The organism is Flavobacteriales bacterium (assembly GCA_026129465.1).
Classification (GTDB): domain Bacteria; phylum Bacteroidota; class Bacteroidia; order Flavobacteriales_F; family PHOS-HE28; genus PHOS-HE28.
This window is the reverse complement of sequence record JAHCIA010000001.1, coordinates 231,256-245,962: the sequence shown is the minus strand read 5'-3', so window position 1 is coordinate 245,962 and position 14,707 is coordinate 231,256. Positions and strand designations below refer to the sequence as shown.

At 64.7% G+C, this 14,707-nt stretch carries 13 protein-coding genes; 5 read left to right on the top strand and 8 right to left on the bottom strand.

Annotated elements, in window-relative coordinates; all coding sequences use genetic code 11:
- Positions 1 to 37: 37 nt before the first annotated feature.
- Positions 38 to 1,603, top strand: coding sequence for a M28 family peptidase (locus KIT10_00965; protein MCW5897811.1), 1,566 nt, complete (start codon positions 38 to 40; stop codon positions 1,601 to 1,603).
- Positions 1,604 to 1,607: 4 nt separating this feature from the next.
- Here the strand turns inward: KIT10_00965 and KIT10_00960 are convergent, their stop codons facing one another.
- Complete coding sequence (locus KIT10_00960) at positions 1,608 to 2,081, bottom strand: DUF4293 domain-containing protein (protein MCW5897810.1); 474 nt, start codon at positions 2,079 to 2,081, stop codon at positions 1,608 to 1,610.
- 239 nt (positions 2,082 to 2,320) lie between these two features.
- Here KIT10_00960 and rho point away from each other — a divergent pair, with 239 nt between their 5' ends.
- Complete coding sequence (rho, locus tag KIT10_00955) at positions 2,321 to 4,051, top strand: transcription termination factor Rho (GenBank protein MCW5897809.1); 1,731 nt, start codon at positions 2,321 to 2,323, stop codon at positions 4,049 to 4,051.
- A gap of 68 nt (positions 4,052 to 4,119) precedes the next feature.
- The gene (locus KIT10_00950) at positions 4,120 to 4,596 is read left to right on the top strand and encodes a hypothetical protein (GenBank protein ID MCW5897808.1); all 477 of its coding nucleotides are present in this window, start codon (positions 4,120 to 4,122) and stop codon (positions 4,594 to 4,596) included.
- Here KIT10_00950 and KIT10_00945 read toward each other — a convergent pair.
- Positions 4,586 to 5,947: a peptidoglycan synthetase gene (locus KIT10_00945; protein MCW5897807.1), complete on the bottom strand. Its 1,362-nt coding sequence runs from the start codon at positions 5,945 to 5,947 to the stop codon at positions 4,586 to 4,588. The two genes, KIT10_00950 and KIT10_00945, sit on opposite strands and share 11 nt — an antisense overlap.
- 160 nt (positions 5,948 to 6,107) lie before the next feature.
- Here KIT10_00945 and KIT10_00940 point away from each other — a divergent pair, with 160 nt between their 5' ends.
- Positions 6,108 to 6,977 carry an MBL fold metallo-hydrolase gene (locus KIT10_00940; GenBank protein ID MCW5897806.1) on the top strand — a complete coding sequence of 290 codons (870 nt, stop codon included), beginning with the start codon at positions 6,108 to 6,110 and terminating at the stop codon, positions 6,975 to 6,977.
- Between the two features lie 2 nt (positions 6,978 to 6,979).
- On the top strand, positions 6,980 to 7,738 hold the full coding sequence (locus KIT10_00935; protein MCW5897805.1) for an SOS response-associated peptidase: 759 nt from the start codon (positions 6,980 to 6,982) through the stop codon (positions 7,736 to 7,738).
- On the opposite strand, the gene KIT10_00930 is transcribed toward KIT10_00935, so the two are convergent.
- From KIT10_00930 to surE, 6 genes are all read right to left on the bottom strand, one after another.
- Positions 7,720 to 9,876 (bottom strand): ComEC/Rec2 family competence protein, encoded by a 2,157-nt coding sequence (locus KIT10_00930; GenBank protein ID MCW5897804.1) that lies wholly within the window; start codon positions 9,874 to 9,876, stop codon positions 7,720 to 7,722. The genes KIT10_00935 and KIT10_00930 overlap by 19 nt on opposite strands.
- A gap of 61 nt (positions 9,877 to 9,937) precedes the next feature.
- Positions 9,938 to 11,158: a class I SAM-dependent rRNA methyltransferase gene (locus KIT10_00925; protein MCW5897803.1), complete on the bottom strand. Its 1,221-nt coding sequence runs from the start codon at positions 11,156 to 11,158 to the stop codon at positions 9,938 to 9,940.
- 22 nt (positions 11,159 to 11,180) lie between these two features.
- Complete coding sequence (locus KIT10_00920) at positions 11,181 to 12,386, bottom strand: SpoIID/LytB domain-containing protein (protein MCW5897802.1); 1,206 nt, start codon at positions 12,384 to 12,386, stop codon at positions 11,181 to 11,183.
- 35 nt (positions 12,387 to 12,421) lie between these two features.
- Positions 12,422 to 13,603, bottom strand: coding sequence for a lipid-A-disaccharide synthase (gene lpxB, locus KIT10_00915; protein MCW5897801.1), 1,182 nt, complete (start codon positions 13,601 to 13,603; stop codon positions 12,422 to 12,424).
- A 4-nt stretch (positions 13,604 to 13,607) separates the two neighbouring features.
- On the bottom strand, positions 13,608 to 13,907 hold the full coding sequence (locus KIT10_00910; GenBank protein MCW5897800.1) for a hypothetical protein: 300 nt from the start codon (positions 13,905 to 13,907) through the stop codon (positions 13,608 to 13,610).
- The gene (surE, locus tag KIT10_00905) at positions 13,894 to 14,673 is read right to left on the bottom strand and encodes a 5'/3'-nucleotidase SurE (protein ID MCW5897799.1); all 780 of its coding nucleotides are present in this window, start codon (positions 14,671 to 14,673) and stop codon (positions 13,894 to 13,896) included. Before surE ends, KIT10_00910 begins: the two co-directional genes overlap by 14 nt.
- Positions 14,674 to 14,707: the final 34 nt, after the last annotated feature.

The window sequence follows — 14,707 nt, the reverse complement described above, 5'->3', positions numbered from 1 at the left end:
GGACTACCTTGTGCGGTGTACCCTGAAACATCCCGCCATGTACCGCTCGCTTGTCCTTCCCGCGCTCTCGCTCGCGCTCGCCGCTTCCGGCCAGAACCTCGCACCGGTGGTGAACATCACCTCCACGGCTTTGGACCTTGGTGCGGCCACGGCCACCATCACGTATGACCTCAGCGATACCGAGAACGACCCCTCTGAGGTGACCCTGCGCGCCTCACTCAATGGAGGCCTCACCTGGCAGGTGCCGGTAACACAGGTCTCGGGTGATGTGGGCGCAGGCATCCTGCCGGGCACCGGACGCACCATCACCTGGGCGTTCGATGGCGTGCCGAACATCTGGGAAGCCGTGGTGATGGTGGTGGCCGATGATGGCCATGCGCCGGACATCCAGACCATGGTGGACCAGGTGGATGCCCAGAACCTCGCCGGGCTTTTGGAGGTGGTGGCGATCCCCCGCCACTACAGCAGCCATCTCGCCGGCATCCAGGCGATCCGCGACACGCTCCTGGGGCGCTTCAACGGCATGGACATCGAGGTGGGCACACAGGATGTGGTGGTGCTGGGCACCAATGTGCCGAACGTCATCGGCCGCCAAGCGGGTTTGCGCTACGACACCCTCACCTACATCGTGGACGCGCACTACGACGCGGTGTCCAACACACCCGGCGCGGACGACAACGCCAGCGGTGTGGTGGCCACCTTGGAGATCGCACGGATCCTGTCCCAGTACCGTTTCCGCAACAGCCTGCGCTACATCGGCTTCAGTTTCGAGGAGCAGGGGCTGATCGGCTCCGGATACTACGTGCAGAGCGGCATCCCCGCGTGGGAACGGATCGACGGGGTGCTCAATCTGGAGATGATCGGCTATTACAGCGATGAGCCCAACAGCCAGCAGGTGCCCGCCGGGTTCAACATCCTGTTCCCCGACGCCATCGCCGCGCTGGCCGCGAACGACTACCGGGGCGACTTCCTTACGGTGGTGGGCAACACCGCCAGCAACAGCCTGGTGGAGACCTGCCTCGATGCGGTGGACACCTACGTGCCCGAGTTGTCCCGCATCGCCCTGGTGGTGCCTGGCAATGGCCAGATCGCGCCCGACCTGCGGCGCAGCGACCACGCCCGGTTCTGGGATGTGGGCATGAAAGCCCTGATGCTCACCGATGGCAGCGAGTTCCGCAATGCCAACTACCACACGCCCAACGACGCCATCGCCACGCTGGACATCCCCTTCCTCGTCAACTGCACCAAAGCCACGCTGGCCACCGCCGCCATGCTCGCGGAGCCGATGAACGCCGGCTTCGACACGCATCCCCTGGGCAGCGTGGGCATGGACGACCACCAGCATGGCTTTCCCTGCGGTGTCGACGTCTACCCGAATCCCGCGAAGGACCTGCTTTGGATCCATGTCCACGACTGTGTGGGGAGAACGGTAAGCGCGCAACTCTTCGCGCTCGACGGCCGGCGGGTGGCCGGACGCGACCTGCGTTTCAGCGGGGTGGATGAGCGGCAAGCGCTGCCGTTGCATGGCATAGCGCGTGGGACCTACCTGCTCGTGCTCCAGGCGGGCGATGCGCACACCACCTTGAAGGTGGAGGTGGAATAGGCTTTCAGCGCAGCCTGTCGGCCGAACGCACCAGTTCCTCATCACGGCGGATGGCACGTTCCGCGAGGAAGGTGAGGAGCAGCGTGGCGAAAGGCAGGAAGAAAGCGATCCCGAAATGCGCCTCCACAGGCCCCATGGTGCCGAGCCAGCCACGGAGCGAGCGGTCCGTGATGAACAGGAAGGCGATCACCAGCAGGGTCAGGAGATAGCTTCCCCGGAGCACCCGCAATTGGCGCTTGCGATCGCCATACAGGAAGATGGTCACCAGCAGGACGGCGGCCAAGGCGGTGAGGACCCACTGGAAAGGAAGCCGGAACGCCGCCTCCTCCACCGGCTCGCCCGCCGGACCCAGCAGCCCGGCCGTTCGGAACACGTAGCCGCCCCCCCCGGCCGAATAGGCCATGACCGGGAACCACCATGTAGCGATCGCCGCAAGGGCCGCAAGGGCCAGAAAGAGGGATTGGACGCGCTGCAACATGGCCGGGGCGCGAAAATACCCGTCCTGTCCCGGTGGAAAAAAACCACCCGGCCACCTTGCCATTCGGACCGGAGACCCTAACATTGCAACATATTCGATCCGGTGCGGATCCTTTCGCGGACCCAGGATGGTCCGCCTCCCACCACCCTCCTTCCCTGTTGTAAGAAGCACAAGAGCCCACGAGGCTTTCCGTTGGACCCGCAAGGGCCGAATTCCAAGACAACCACATCACGGCGCACATGTATGATGCAGCGACCCTGGGCGGCATGAAGCTCTCCGAGTTGAAGGAGATCGCCAAGCAGCTCGATCTGAAGAAGGCCGAGAACCTCAAGAAGCAGGACCTCATCGAGAAGATCCTCGCCGCGCAGGCCGGCAAAGGCGGAAGTGGCAAGGCCATGGGGCCGGCGTTCACCGCCGATGATGAGGCCCTGACCGAACTGGCCACATCGGATGAGCCCACCCTGGCCGAAGACCCGCCACCGGCCGAGGTGGCCGAAGGGGATGATGACGATGAGGAGGAGGACGGCGACGACGAGGAGAATGGCGATGACGATGCCGAGGAAGAGGGTGGAGAAAGCCCGGCCGTTGGAACGACGACCGATGCTCCGCGCGAAAGGCCGGAAGGTGGAGGCCGCCAGGAGCGTCGGCACGACGACCGCCGCGACAGACGGGACCCGCCCGCCGGCAGGCAGGAACAGCGCGGCGACGGCGGCCAGGAAGGCCGCCCACAAGAGCGACGCGACCAGGGACGCGGCGATCAACAGCGGCAGGACAGGAACCAGCAGCGTGGCGACCGCCCCCAGCAGGACCGGCCGATGCGCGACCAGGAAAGACCGGCGCGCGAGCAGATCGCCTTCGACGCCTTCGTGGAGACCAACGGTGTGCTGGAGGTGATGCCGGAGGGCTACGGATTCCTTCGCAGCAGCGACTACAACTACCTGGCCTCGCCTGATGACGTCTATGTGACCCAGCAACAGATCAAGCAATACGGTCTGAAGCTCGGCGACACCGTGCAAGGCTATGTGCGCCCACCGCGTGAGGGCGACAAATTCTTCCCGCTGATGAAGGTGGAGAGTATCAACGGCCGCGACCCCGAATGGGTCCGCGACCGCGTGCCCTTCAAATTCCTCACGCCACTCTTCCCGGACGAGAAGTTCAACCTGGCCGAGAAGGGCGCCAACCTCAGCATGCGCGTGCTGGACCTCTTCTCGCCCATCGGCAAGGGCCAGCGCGGCCTCATCGTGGCGCAACCCAAGACCGGCAAAACGATCCTCCTGCAGGACGTGGCCAACGCCATCGCGAAGAACCACCCGGAATCCTACCTCATCGTGCTGTTGATCGACGAGCGCCCGGAGGAAGTGACCGAGATGGCGCGCAATGTGAAGGCCGAAGTGATCGCCAGCACCTTCGACGAACCCGCCTCGCGCCACGTGCAGGTCGCCGGCCTGGTGCTGGAGAAGGCCAAGGCCATGGTGGAATGCGGCCACGATGTGGTGATCCTGCTGGACTCCATCACCCGCCTGGCGCGCGCCTACAACACCGTGCAGCCCGCCAGCGGCAAGATCCTCAGCGGCGGCGTGGACGCCAACGCGCTGCAAAAGCCCAAGCGCTTCTTCGGTGCCGCGCGCAAGATCGAGAACGGTGGAAGCCTCACCATCCTCGCCACCGCGCTGATCGATACCGGCAGCAAGATGGACGAGGTGATCTTCGAGGAGTTCAAGGGCACGGGCAACATGGAACTGCAGCTGGACCGGAAGATCTCCAACCGCCGCATCTTCCCCGCCATCGACATCCAATCCAGCGGCACGCGGCGCGACGATCTGCTGCACCACAAGGACGTGCTCCAACGCACCTGGATCCTCCGCAAGCACCTGGCCGACATGAACAGCGTGGAGGCCATGGAATTCATCAAGAAGCACATGGAGGGCACGAAGAGCAATGAGGAGTTCCTGGTGAGCATGAACGGGTAGTTGAGGTTGATGGGCTGGAGGTCGCTCCCGGATCTTGACGGATCGTTGATCGACAGGACACTGGACCCATGATGTTCACGATCCTCTCCGCCCTGGCCGTGATGGCACTGCGCATCGGGCTCTATTACGCGGGGCGCCCGTTGGAAGGCACCAGCTTCATGTTGGTGCATCTGCTCGCGCTGGTCACGATCGTCTGGTTCACCGGCCATCGTGCGCTGACGCATGATCGCGAGACGCCCTTCCCCGCCCTGCTGCGCGAGACCTTCCGCAACGCCGCGCTCTACGCCCTGCTGATCGGGCTGTTCCTGTGGGCCTACTTCAGCTGGCTGGAGTCCGACCACTTCGCCTTCCGCATCGATGAGCTGGTGGCACGTGGCATGGCCGAAGGGCAGCCGGAGGTGGTGATCCGCCCGCGCATGGAAGCCTTCTTCACGCCGCTGAACTACGCCACCATCTCCTTCCTGGCCCTGCTCGCGGCCGGTGCTTTCAATACGCTCTTCATCGGCATCCTGCAGCACAAGGTGCTGCGGCGCTTCATGCGATGAAGGCCTCGCTCAACGCCTGAAGATCGAGTCCGCCGAAATTTCCGCTGCTCATCATCAGCAGCACCCCGTCACCTGGCGATCCCCGGCGAACGGCGCCCATGACCGCGATGGGATCGGTGAGCACCTGCAGGTCGTCGCTGCCGAAGGCGCGCTGGATGCGCTCGGGCGGGATCGGCGGCAGGCGCTTGAGTTCCACCGCATGCGGGTCGTAGAAAACGATCGCATGGTCGGCGCCCGCCATGCTGCCGTGGTACTGGTCCAGAAAACCCTCGCTGAGGCTGCTGTAGGTGTGCAACTCCATGCAGGCCACCAGGGTCCGGCCGGGGAACTGCTCGCGCACCGCCTGCACGGTCGCCTTCAGCTTGCTGGGCGAATGGGCGAAGTCCTTGAAGACCGCGCGGCCGGGCACCTCGGCCAGTTTCTCCAAGCGCCGCGCGGCGCCGTGGAAGGTGGCGATGGCCTCATGGAAGGTCCGATCGCCAATGCCCAGCATGTGGCACACATGCCGCGCCCCTTCCAGGTTCTGCAGGTTGTGCCGGCCGAAGACCCGCAGCGGGACCTCACCTTGGGGCGTTCTGAGGATCGTCACACCATCGGCGATCCGGTGCGGCGGCACACCGTAAGGGACCTTGGGCAGGTCGGCCGGAGCATCCTCCGCCAGGCGCTTCACCTCGGGATCCTCGGCGCAATAGACCAGTTTGCCCCCTGGTTCGATGCACGCGATGAACCTCTTGAACTGGTCCACATAGCTCTCGTAGGTCCTGAACACATTGATGTGGTCCCAGGCGATACCGCTGATGAGCGCGATGTCCGGCCGGTAGAGATGGAACTTGGGCACGGGTTCGAGTGCCGATGCGAGGTATTCATCGCCTTCGATGATCGCCACCTGCGCCTCGTCACTGAGCTTCACCATGCAGTCGAAACCCTCCAACTGGGCGCCCACCAGATAATCGAAAGCGATGCCCGCGTGCCGCAACACATGCACGATCATGCTGGTGATGGTGGTCTTGCCGTGGCTCCCGCCGATCACCACACGGGTCTTGTGGCGCGTGCTTTCATGGAAATACGCGGGGTAGCTGAAGACGGGGATGCCCAGATCCTGCGCGCGCTTCAACTCGGGGTTGTCGATGCGGGCGTGCATGCCCAGGATCACCGCGTCGATGCCGGGGGTGATGTCCTCCGGCCGCCAGCCGAGCCTGTCCGGCAGCAGGCCCAGGCGGTCCAACCGGCTGCGGCTCGGCTCGAAGATCTCGTCGTCACTCCCGGTGACCTCGAAACCCTGCTGGTGCAGCGCGATCGCCAGGTTGTGCATGGCGCTGCCGCCGATGGCGATGAAATGGACCCGTGGCATGCGGCGAAGTTGCACGCGGCCGTCCGCCCATGATCCATTTGCGCATGGAATGCGTCAACGATGACCTGTGGGAAGCGCGATACTGGGCAGGGGTCCCAGCAGCCTCCCAATGAAGCATGCCTACATATGTTCGGTGGCCTATTCCCGATCTTCGTCCCCCATGAAGCTCCACACCATCGACACCGGCCTCTTCAAGCTCGACGGCGGCGCCATGTTCGGCGTGGTGCCCAAGAAGCTCTGGGCCAAGCACCTGCCACCCGACGAGAACAACCTCTGCACCTGGGCGCTGCGCTGCCTGCTGGTGGAATCGGGGAACCGGTTGATGCTGATCGACAACGGCCTGGGCGACAAGCAGGACGCCAAGTTCTTCAGCCATTACGAACCGCACAGCGAAGCCACGCTGGAGGGATCGCTGAAGAAGCTGGGTTTCACACCGGACGACATCACCGATGTGTTCCTCACCCACCTGCACTTCGACCATTGCGGCGGAAGCGTGAAATGGAACAGCAGGCGCGACGGCTACGAGCCCGCCTTCCGCAACGCGCACTACTGGAGCAACGAGTACCATTGGGAGTGGGCCACCAAGCCCAACGCCCGCGAGAAGGCCAGCTTTCTGAAGGAGAACATCCTGCCCATCGAACAAAGCGGGCGCCTGAAACATGTCAACATCGGCCGGCGCAGCAACGAGGAGAACTGCTACATCCGCAATGTGATGCCCGACGTGGACGTGTTCCTGGTGAACGGCCACACCGATGCCATGATGATCCCACACATCCGCTACAAAGGCCGTACAGTGGTCTTCATGGCCGATCTGCTGCCAAGCGTGCACCACATCCCCATCGCCTGGGTGATGGGCTACGACACGCGCCCGCTGCTCACGATCGATGAGAAGAGCGACTTCCTGGACGTGGCGGTGAAGAACGACTACGTGCTTTTCTTCGAGCATGATGCGCACACGGAGTGCTGCACCGTGCAGGCCACTGAAAAGGGCGTACGTGTGAAGGACACCTTCCGGCTGAGTGAGTTGTAGCCATGTGCTACACGGTGGCCTACCTCACCAAGCGCAAGATCACCTATGCGCGTCGTGCGGGTGCGGACGAGGCCGAGATCCTCGAGTTGGAACAACAACTGGAGGAGATCACCACCGGTCAGCCGCCGATGTTCCATGTCAGCGGTTTCACACATCCCAAGCTGCTGTGCTTCCACCGCGATGATGGCCCACGCTTCGAGTTGTTGCGTTGGGGACTCATTCCCCATTGGGTGAAGGACCACGCGCAGGCGGCGGAGTTGAGCAGGCGGACCTTGAACGCACGTGGCGAGACGCTGTTCGAGAAGCCCGCGTTCCGCGAAGCCGCCAGGCACAGATGCCTCATCCTGGTGGACGGGTTCTTCGAGTTCCATCACCTGGGCAAGCGCTCCTTCCCCTACCACATCCGCGCCCGCGATGGTGGGCCGATCGCGCTGGGCGGCGTGCGCAGCATCTGGCGGGATCCCGGTACCGGCGAGTTGACAGGCACCGTGAGCATCGTGACCACCGTGGCGAATGTGGAAATGGCCCGCATCCACAACAATCCGAAGGCGGATGGGCCACGCATGCCCTTCATCCTGCCCAAGGCAATGGATGCGGCCTGGTTGTCCCCCGACACCGATGCGGAGCATGCCGCCGCGTTGATCCAGCCGTACGCCGATGAACTGCTGGAGCACTACACCGTTCCGCCCTTGCTGGGCAGGCAGGCCATCGGCAACGTGTCCGCAGCGCTGGAACCCTTCCCTTACATGGAGTTGTTGTAGGGCAGCCGCTTCGTCAGCACAAAGGCGCCCTGCCCGCGGACATCGTGCACCGGCACGCCATGCTCGGTGCACCAACGCAGGGCCTTGTCACGTACCCGCCAGGGGAGCTCTCCACCGAGCACGAGCCGGTCCGCCATGGTGGCGATCGTCTCCAGGTCCGCTTCGTCCAACCACCGTCGTCGGTCCACCACCACCGCATCCAGCCTGCCTCCTTGCCACGCTTTGGGCGGATCATGGTCATCGCGCACAAAGACCACATCGAATGCCGGTGATCGCCAGCGGCCGGCCATGGCCAGCGTGGGTCCGTGTTGTTGAGGTCCATCACTCCAAATGATCCCATCTCCGACCAAGCTGGCGATCGCCAGCCCATGTGCCCGGCAGTGCCGTTCCAGCTTGCGCGCGATCCATCCATCGTGGAGCAGACCGGGATCGGACGCATGGACCACCAGTTCGCGTCCTTGGGTCATCGCCGCCACGACCGGTCCACGTTCATCATAGACCACGAAGGAGGCACGCTGCCGCGCTTCCCGCGCCTGGGCACCCCAGACCACCAGCAAGGCGCCACAGGCCAGCCCGGCCACCCACCGCATGCTTCGCCACTTCCACTGCCACCAGGCCGCCACGGCGAGGATCAGGATGTACAACAACACCACCGCCGCGGGCCCCACACGCACCTCAGGATAGGCGCCCGGCAACGAAGCGAAGAATGCGGTGACGGACGCCACGGTCTTCAGCAGCATCGTCATGGCCCAGGTGATCGCCGGACCGATGACGGGCACCTTGTACAGCAGGAGCAAGGCCACCGCTCCATTCACCGCCAGGCCCACTGCCGTGACCACGATGATATTGGCCGGCAGGAACCAGACCGGGAAGGCCTGGAACAGATGCAGCGACAAGGGCGTGGTGAGCAGCTGTGCAGCGATGGAGACCACGGCCAGCGACCAGATGCCCCGCAGGATGCGATCGGCCGGCGACCAAAGCCGTTCGATGGGCTTGTAGAATACGATGATGCCCAGCACCGCGAGGAATGACAGTTGGAATCCGATGACGCCCAGCAGCGCGGGATCATAGAGCAGCAGCAACAGGGCCGCGGCGAAGAGGCTGTTGAGATGGTCGGTGCGCTGGGCCGCCATGCCCGCCAGGGTGAAGAGGCTGAACATGACCGTGGCGCGCATCACGCTGGGCGAAGCGCCGGTGAGGCCCGCGTAGGCCCACAGCGCCAGCAATACGAAGAGGCCGCGCCACATTCTTGCTTTTCCGCTTTTCCCCCACCATCCGAAGAGGAAGGAGAGGATCGCGTAGATCAAGCCCACGTGCATGCCCGACACGGCCAGCACATGGATGGTGCCGCTGCGCGCGAACGCCGCGCGTTGCTCGCCATCGAGCTCATCACGCTGTCCGAGCACCAACGCCTTCACCACCGCCCGCTCGCGCATCGGCATGTCGCTGCCATCGAGCCAGGTGGAAATGCGGTCGCGCGTGTTGGCGAAGAGATGGGTCCAATGCGCGTTATGGTCCACGGTGCGCCATGCCGCTGACGGGGCGAAGAGTTCCATGGCGATGCCGCGCGAAGCGGCCCATGCCCGCCGATCGAAACCACCGGGATCGGGGATGCGCGAGATCGGTGTCAGCGCCGCGTCCACCAACAGACGATCGCCGCGGCGGGGCACCTCGCCATCCGGCGGAAGCAGAAGCGTGAGCATCACCCGTCCGCGGCGCGGCACGATCGTGTCGTTTCTCATGAGCGCGATCAACGTGGCATCCGCGCGAAGCACCTTTTCCGAGGCTCCATTGATCGCTTCGACCTGGAGCGCCCATGGCCCTTCCCGGTCCCCATGACGCTCCACATGCAGGGGATCCGCGCCCGGCGATCGTGCCACCTGCCAGAACAGGCCGAACGCGAGGAACCAGAAACTGACCACCGCGCCACGCTGCCAGCGGGAAAGGCGCTCCCCGGGGAACAGCAGCACCAGGGTCGCGGCAGGTGTGGCGCACGCGAACACGGCCGACACCATGCCCAGCGATGGAAGGCGCCACCACGCCATGAGCACGCCCATGATGAAGGGGAGTCCGATGCGCACCATCGGCGCACGGATGATGGCCCGCCAAGGCCCGCGGAGATCGACATCACCGTCCATGGGAGGTGACCTGAAGATATCCAGAAGGCCCGGGAACGGGATGCGCAGCGGGCGGCCGGCCCTACAGGACCTCCAGGATGAGGCACTTCAGGTAGTGCGTCTCCGGCAGCCCCCAGAGGATCGGATGGTCCGGAGGCTGGGAACCGCTGTACAACTCGCGCAGCCGCCGGCCGGCGTCGAGCGCGGCATCGGCCAGCACCTGGCGGAACAACTCGGGCGTCATATGCTGCGAGCAGCTGCAGGTGACCAGGAACCCGCCGCTGGGCAGGCACTTCATCGCCCGCAGGTTGATCTCCTTGTAGCCGCGGTACGCGTTCTCCAGCGCGCCCTTGCTCTTGGCGAATGCCGGAGGGTCGAGCACGATCGTGTCCCAGCGTTCACCCCGGCGGTCCATCGCGGCCAGGTGGTCGAAGACGTTGGCCTCCCTGAAGGTGGTCCGTTGGAAGCCGTTCAGCGCGGCGTTGCGCGCGGCCATGGCCACGGCCTCCGCGCTGATGTCCAGACCGAGCACCTCCGTGGCACCATGCTTCGCAGCATGCAGCGCGAACCCTCCGGTATGTGTGAAGCAGTCCAGCACCCTTCTCCCCGGGCCCACCAAGGCCATGGCCGCATGGTTCAGGGTCTGGTCCAGGAAGTGGCCGGTCTTCTGGCCGCCCATCAGGTCCACATGTGTGCGCACACCGCCGTCCCCTTCCGCGATGACCAGATCCGTGCGTCCCGCCTTGCCGGCAAAACCCTTCTCCAGCGGAAGACCTTCCTTTTCGCGGATGGGCACATCGTTGCGCAGCACCAGCACGGCCGGCCTCACCTCCTCCTGCAACACCTCGATCACCACATCACGCCACCGTTCCATGCCCAGCGTAAGGAACTGCGCCACCAGCGCTGTCTCCCCGCGCTCCACATCCTGGAAACGGTCCACCACCAGGCCGGGAAGCAGATCCGACTCACCGAAAACGAGCCGGCAACTCCCTTCCCAGCCGCCCCGGCCGTCGGGCCGCAGACCACGTCCTTGCCGGAATGCCACTGCCCGCTTCAAGCGCGCGGTGATGAAGGCCTTGCTCACCCGGTCGGCCGGATCGCTGGTGAGCAGCCGCACCCTGATCATGGACGCGGGATTGATGTAGCCCTGCCCCAACGCCCGTCGTTTCGCATCCAACACCTGCACCACATCACCGGGCACATAGGCGCCCTCCTCCTTCAGCACCTGCGTGCCGAAGATCCAAGGATGTCCCAGGCGTACGCGGTCGTTGCGGTCGTCGATGATGATGCGGGCCTGTGGCATGGCGGCGAAGGTAGACGCACCCTCACCGCCCGCTGGGCCCGCCCGGCCCGGTCACGGGCGCCTCGTCGCGGAAGAAGTCGATCGTGGTCAGGTCCACGAGATGGACGTCCGTGTAGTAGTGGTGCAGGATCTCCGTGTAGGTGCGTCCGGCGCGGGCCATGCGCATGGCGCCTTCCTGGCAGAGGCCCACCCCGTGTCCGAAGCCGCGGCCCCGCAACACCACCTGCTCGCCTTGGGTGTGGATGGAGAAGAATGTGGAACGCAGCTTCAGGTCCTCGCGGACCATCTTCAGCGGTATCAGGGGCCGCACGTTGCCCAGGAAGAGATCGCGGCAACCCGGCTCATGCTCCAGCACGGCCTTGAGCGACTCGGGGTCTGTGGAAGTGAATCCGTGCTTGCGTTTGAGGTAGCCGAGCCATTCGCCCTTGGTGAGCACTTTCTCCCAGGCCGACTGCGGCGCTCCGAGGCAGAAGGTGTCCGTGGTGGCCAGCAGGTAGGGTTCGCTCTTGCTCCATACGTCCTCGGCGTTCACCGTTTCACCGCCGCAGTTGCTGTGGAAGGTGGCGTGGATCATCCGGATCTCGGAGTCCACCAGCACAAGGCCGCGCGTTTCGGCCACCGCCTGCAGGATGCTGTCATTGCGCGACCGCCCGTGGTACACCTGGCAATGCGTGCCGTCGCATAATTCAAAGCCTTCCGGCAGGTGCTTGCGCTGGTTGCTGAGCGCGTAGGTGCGGCAGGAGACGCTTTGCAGCTTGTAGTATTCCACATGGTGGTGGTTGCCGGCCTCGCTTTGCACCACGCCGGCGGTGTAGGCCTCCAGCGGCACATGGTTCACCAGCGACAACGCCCCGTTCGCGGCCGTCATTTCCAGCGTACCGGGGTAGTTCTGTTCCGGGATCTTCAGATCGGGCGCCCGCAATCGGAAACCACCCTCCGCCAGGCGGGGAACCACTTCGATCCGGCGGCGTGCGGTGAAGACATGCGCGAGGGACCTGGCACTGATGCCCCCGGGCGACACCTCGATGCGCAAGCCATCATTGGCGGGCAACTCGCCGATCCGCTGGCCATCGGCATAGAGCACACAAGGACCCTTGGCGCTCATCACCAGCACGTTCTTCACGGCCTTCTGGCGCAGCAGGCCGATGCGTACGCCGCGCTCCTGGGCCAACAAGGGCGCAGCGAGCACGAGGCACAGCGCGTGGGTAAGCAACGTGCGTGCGAACATGCGGGGTGCAAAGTACAGGGGTGCCCGAAACGGTCTCAGGGCGCTTCCGCGAGACTTTTCCACAAGGCCGATGCGACCTTGCGGCTGGCGCCCGGACCACCCAGTTTGTGGCGCAGGGCTTCCAGATCGGCCAGCATCGCCGCGCGCCTGGGCCCTTGTTCCACCAGAGGCGCGAGCTCCTTGCGCAGGTTGTCCTCCGTGAGTTCGTCCTGGATCAATTCGCGCACCACTTCACGCTCCATGATCAGGTTCACCAGGCTGATGAATTGGATGTCCACCAAACGCTTGGCGATCCACACGTTGAGGGCGCTGCCGCTGTAACAGACCACCTCCGGCACGCCGAACAGCGCCGTCTCCAGGGTGGCCGTGCCGCTGGTGACGAGCGCGGCATGGGCCTGGCGCAAAAGGTCGTAGGTGCGCCCTTGCACCACGGTGATCGCCGCATCGCCAAGGAGTTCCCGGTAGAAGTCCATCGGCACCGACGGTGCGGAAGCCACCACGAAACGATGTTGCGGAAAGCTCTTCGCCGTGGCGGCCATCAGGGGAAGCATGCGCGCGATCTCCTGGCGGCGGCTGCCGGGCAGCAGGGCCACCACAGGGCGGCCGTCATCTCCGGGCAGGGCTTTCAGGGGCGCCCTTCCCTCCTGCTCTATCGCGTCCAGCAGCGGATGCCCCACGAAGTCCACGTCCATGCCGTGGCGGGCGTACCAGTCCTGCTCGAAGGGCAGGATGCAGTACATGCGCCGCACCACCCGCTTGATGGTCTTCACGCGGTCCTTCTTCCAGGCCCAAACCTGCGGACTGATGTAGTAGTACACGGGAATGCCCCTGGCATGTGCCCATGCCGCTATGCGCAGGTTGAAGCCGGGGTAGTCGATCAGCACCAGCGCATCGGGCTTGAAGGCTTCGATGTCGCGCTTGCAGGCCGTGATATTGCGCAGGATGGTGCGCAGGTTCATGATCACCTGCGTGAAACCCATGAAGGCCAGCTCGCGGTAGTGCTTCACCACCTCGGCACCGGCTTCGGCCATGCGGTCGCCACCCCAGGCCCTGATCCGAAGTGGCGATCCGCCGGACGTGACCTGGGATGGACCCGCCAACCGGCCCGCTGGCGAACCGCCGCTGCCTTCCGCCACGGCGAAGAGCTCCCGCACGAGGTTCCCCCCATGCAGGTCGCCGCTGGCCTCACCCGCGATGATGTAGAGACGCTTCGCCATGGCATCAGAAGACCAATACCACGATGATCACTCCGTAGACCAGGGTCGCGGTGATCACGCCGCGCATGGCCTTGTGCTTGTCGTAGCGGTCGAAGAGGAAGAAAGGCGCGAGGTTGGCGATGAGCGAAAGGCTGAGGATGGGGGCCTGGTTGGCGCGCGTGCCAAGGAAGAGGTCGTGGATGAAGGCGTGGAGATCGAGGTTGGGCCGCACCCAGGTGATGTGGATGAGCGCATAGAGGAAGAAGCCCGCGATGGGCACGAGCAGACCGGTGACCACCCCGGTGGCGGTGCTATCCCAGCGCATGGTCCCAGGTGTTCAGTGTGGCGATGGCGTGGTGGGCCGTCATGTCGTACTGCGTGGGCACGATGCTCACGTACCCGTTGTCCACGGCCCACACATCGGTATCCTCGCCCTGGTCCTTGCTGCGGAATTCGCCCTTGAGCCAGTAGTACTCCTTGTTGCCGGGATCGTGGCGCGTCTCGAACTCGTCCTCCCAATTCGCCTTGGCCTGGCGGCACACCCGCATGCCCTTCAACGGCAGCCCCGTGTTGCGCGGCACGTTCACATTGAGGCAGATGCCCTCGGCCATGCCATGCTTCAAGGTGTTCTCCACCAGCTTGCGCACCACGGGGCGTACCTGCGTGAAGTCCGCCTCCATGCCGTGGTCCATCAGGCTGAAGCCGATGCTGGGAATGCCCTCCATGGCGCCCTCCACGGCCGCGCTCATGGTGCCACTGTACAGCACATTGATGCTGATGTTGGCGCCGTGGTTGATGCCGCTCACCAGCAGGTGCGGTTTGCTGCCGCCGAGCAGCTTGTAGATGGCCAGCTTCACGCAGTCCACCGGCGTGCCGCTGCAACTCCACGCCTCCACACCGTCGATCAGCTCCACGCTCTGCAAACGGAGGAAACTGTGGATCGTGATGGCGTGGCCCATGGCGCTCTGCGGCTTGTCCGGCGCCACCACCAGCACGCGGCCGAAAGGCATCACCTCCTCCACCAACGTTCGGATACCGGGCGCGAAGATGCCGTCGTCATTGGTCACCAGGATCAGCGGGCGGTCGTTCATGGGCGGCAAAGCTATTGGGTTGGCCGCAGGGGCT

Coding starts and splice junctions, on each gene's coding strand:
- KIT10_00965 (MCW5897811.1), top strand. CDS start 38: ATGTACCGCTCGCTTGTCCTTCCCGCGCTCTCGCTCGCGCTCGCCGCT.
- KIT10_00960 (MCW5897810.1), bottom strand. CDS start 2,081: ATGTTGCAGCGCGTCCAATCCCTCTTTCTGGCCCTTGCGGCCCTTGCG.
- rho (MCW5897809.1), top strand. CDS start 2,321: ATGTATGATGCAGCGACCCTGGGCGGCATGAAGCTCTCCGAGTTGAAG.
- KIT10_00950 (MCW5897808.1), top strand. CDS start 4,120: ATGATGTTCACGATCCTCTCCGCCCTGGCCGTGATGGCACTGCGCATC.
- KIT10_00945 (MCW5897807.1), bottom strand. CDS start 5,947: ATGCCACGGGTCCATTTCATCGCCATCGGCGGCAGCGCCATGCACAAC.
- KIT10_00940 (MCW5897806.1), top strand. CDS start 6,108: ATGAAGCTCCACACCATCGACACCGGCCTCTTCAAGCTCGACGGCGGC.
- KIT10_00935 (MCW5897805.1), top strand. CDS start 6,980: ATGTGCTACACGGTGGCCTACCTCACCAAGCGCAAGATCACCTATGCG.
- KIT10_00930 (MCW5897804.1), bottom strand. CDS start 9,876: ATGGACGGTGATGTCGATCTCCGCGGGCCTTGGCGGGCCATCATCCGT.
- KIT10_00925 (MCW5897803.1), bottom strand. CDS start 11,158: ATGCCACAGGCCCGCATCATCATCGACGACCGCAACGACCGCGTACGC.
- KIT10_00920 (MCW5897802.1), bottom strand. CDS start 12,386: ATGTTCGCACGCACGTTGCTTACCCACGCGCTGTGCCTCGTGCTCGCT.
- lpxB (MCW5897801.1), bottom strand. CDS start 13,603: ATGGCGAAGCGTCTCTACATCATCGCGGGTGAGGCCAGCGGCGACCTG.
- KIT10_00910 (MCW5897800.1), bottom strand. CDS start 13,907: ATGCGCTGGGATAGCACCGCCACCGGGGTGGTCACCGGTCTGCTCGTG.
- surE (MCW5897799.1), bottom strand. CDS start 14,673: ATGAACGACCGCCCGCTGATCCTGGTGACCAATGACGACGGCATCTTC.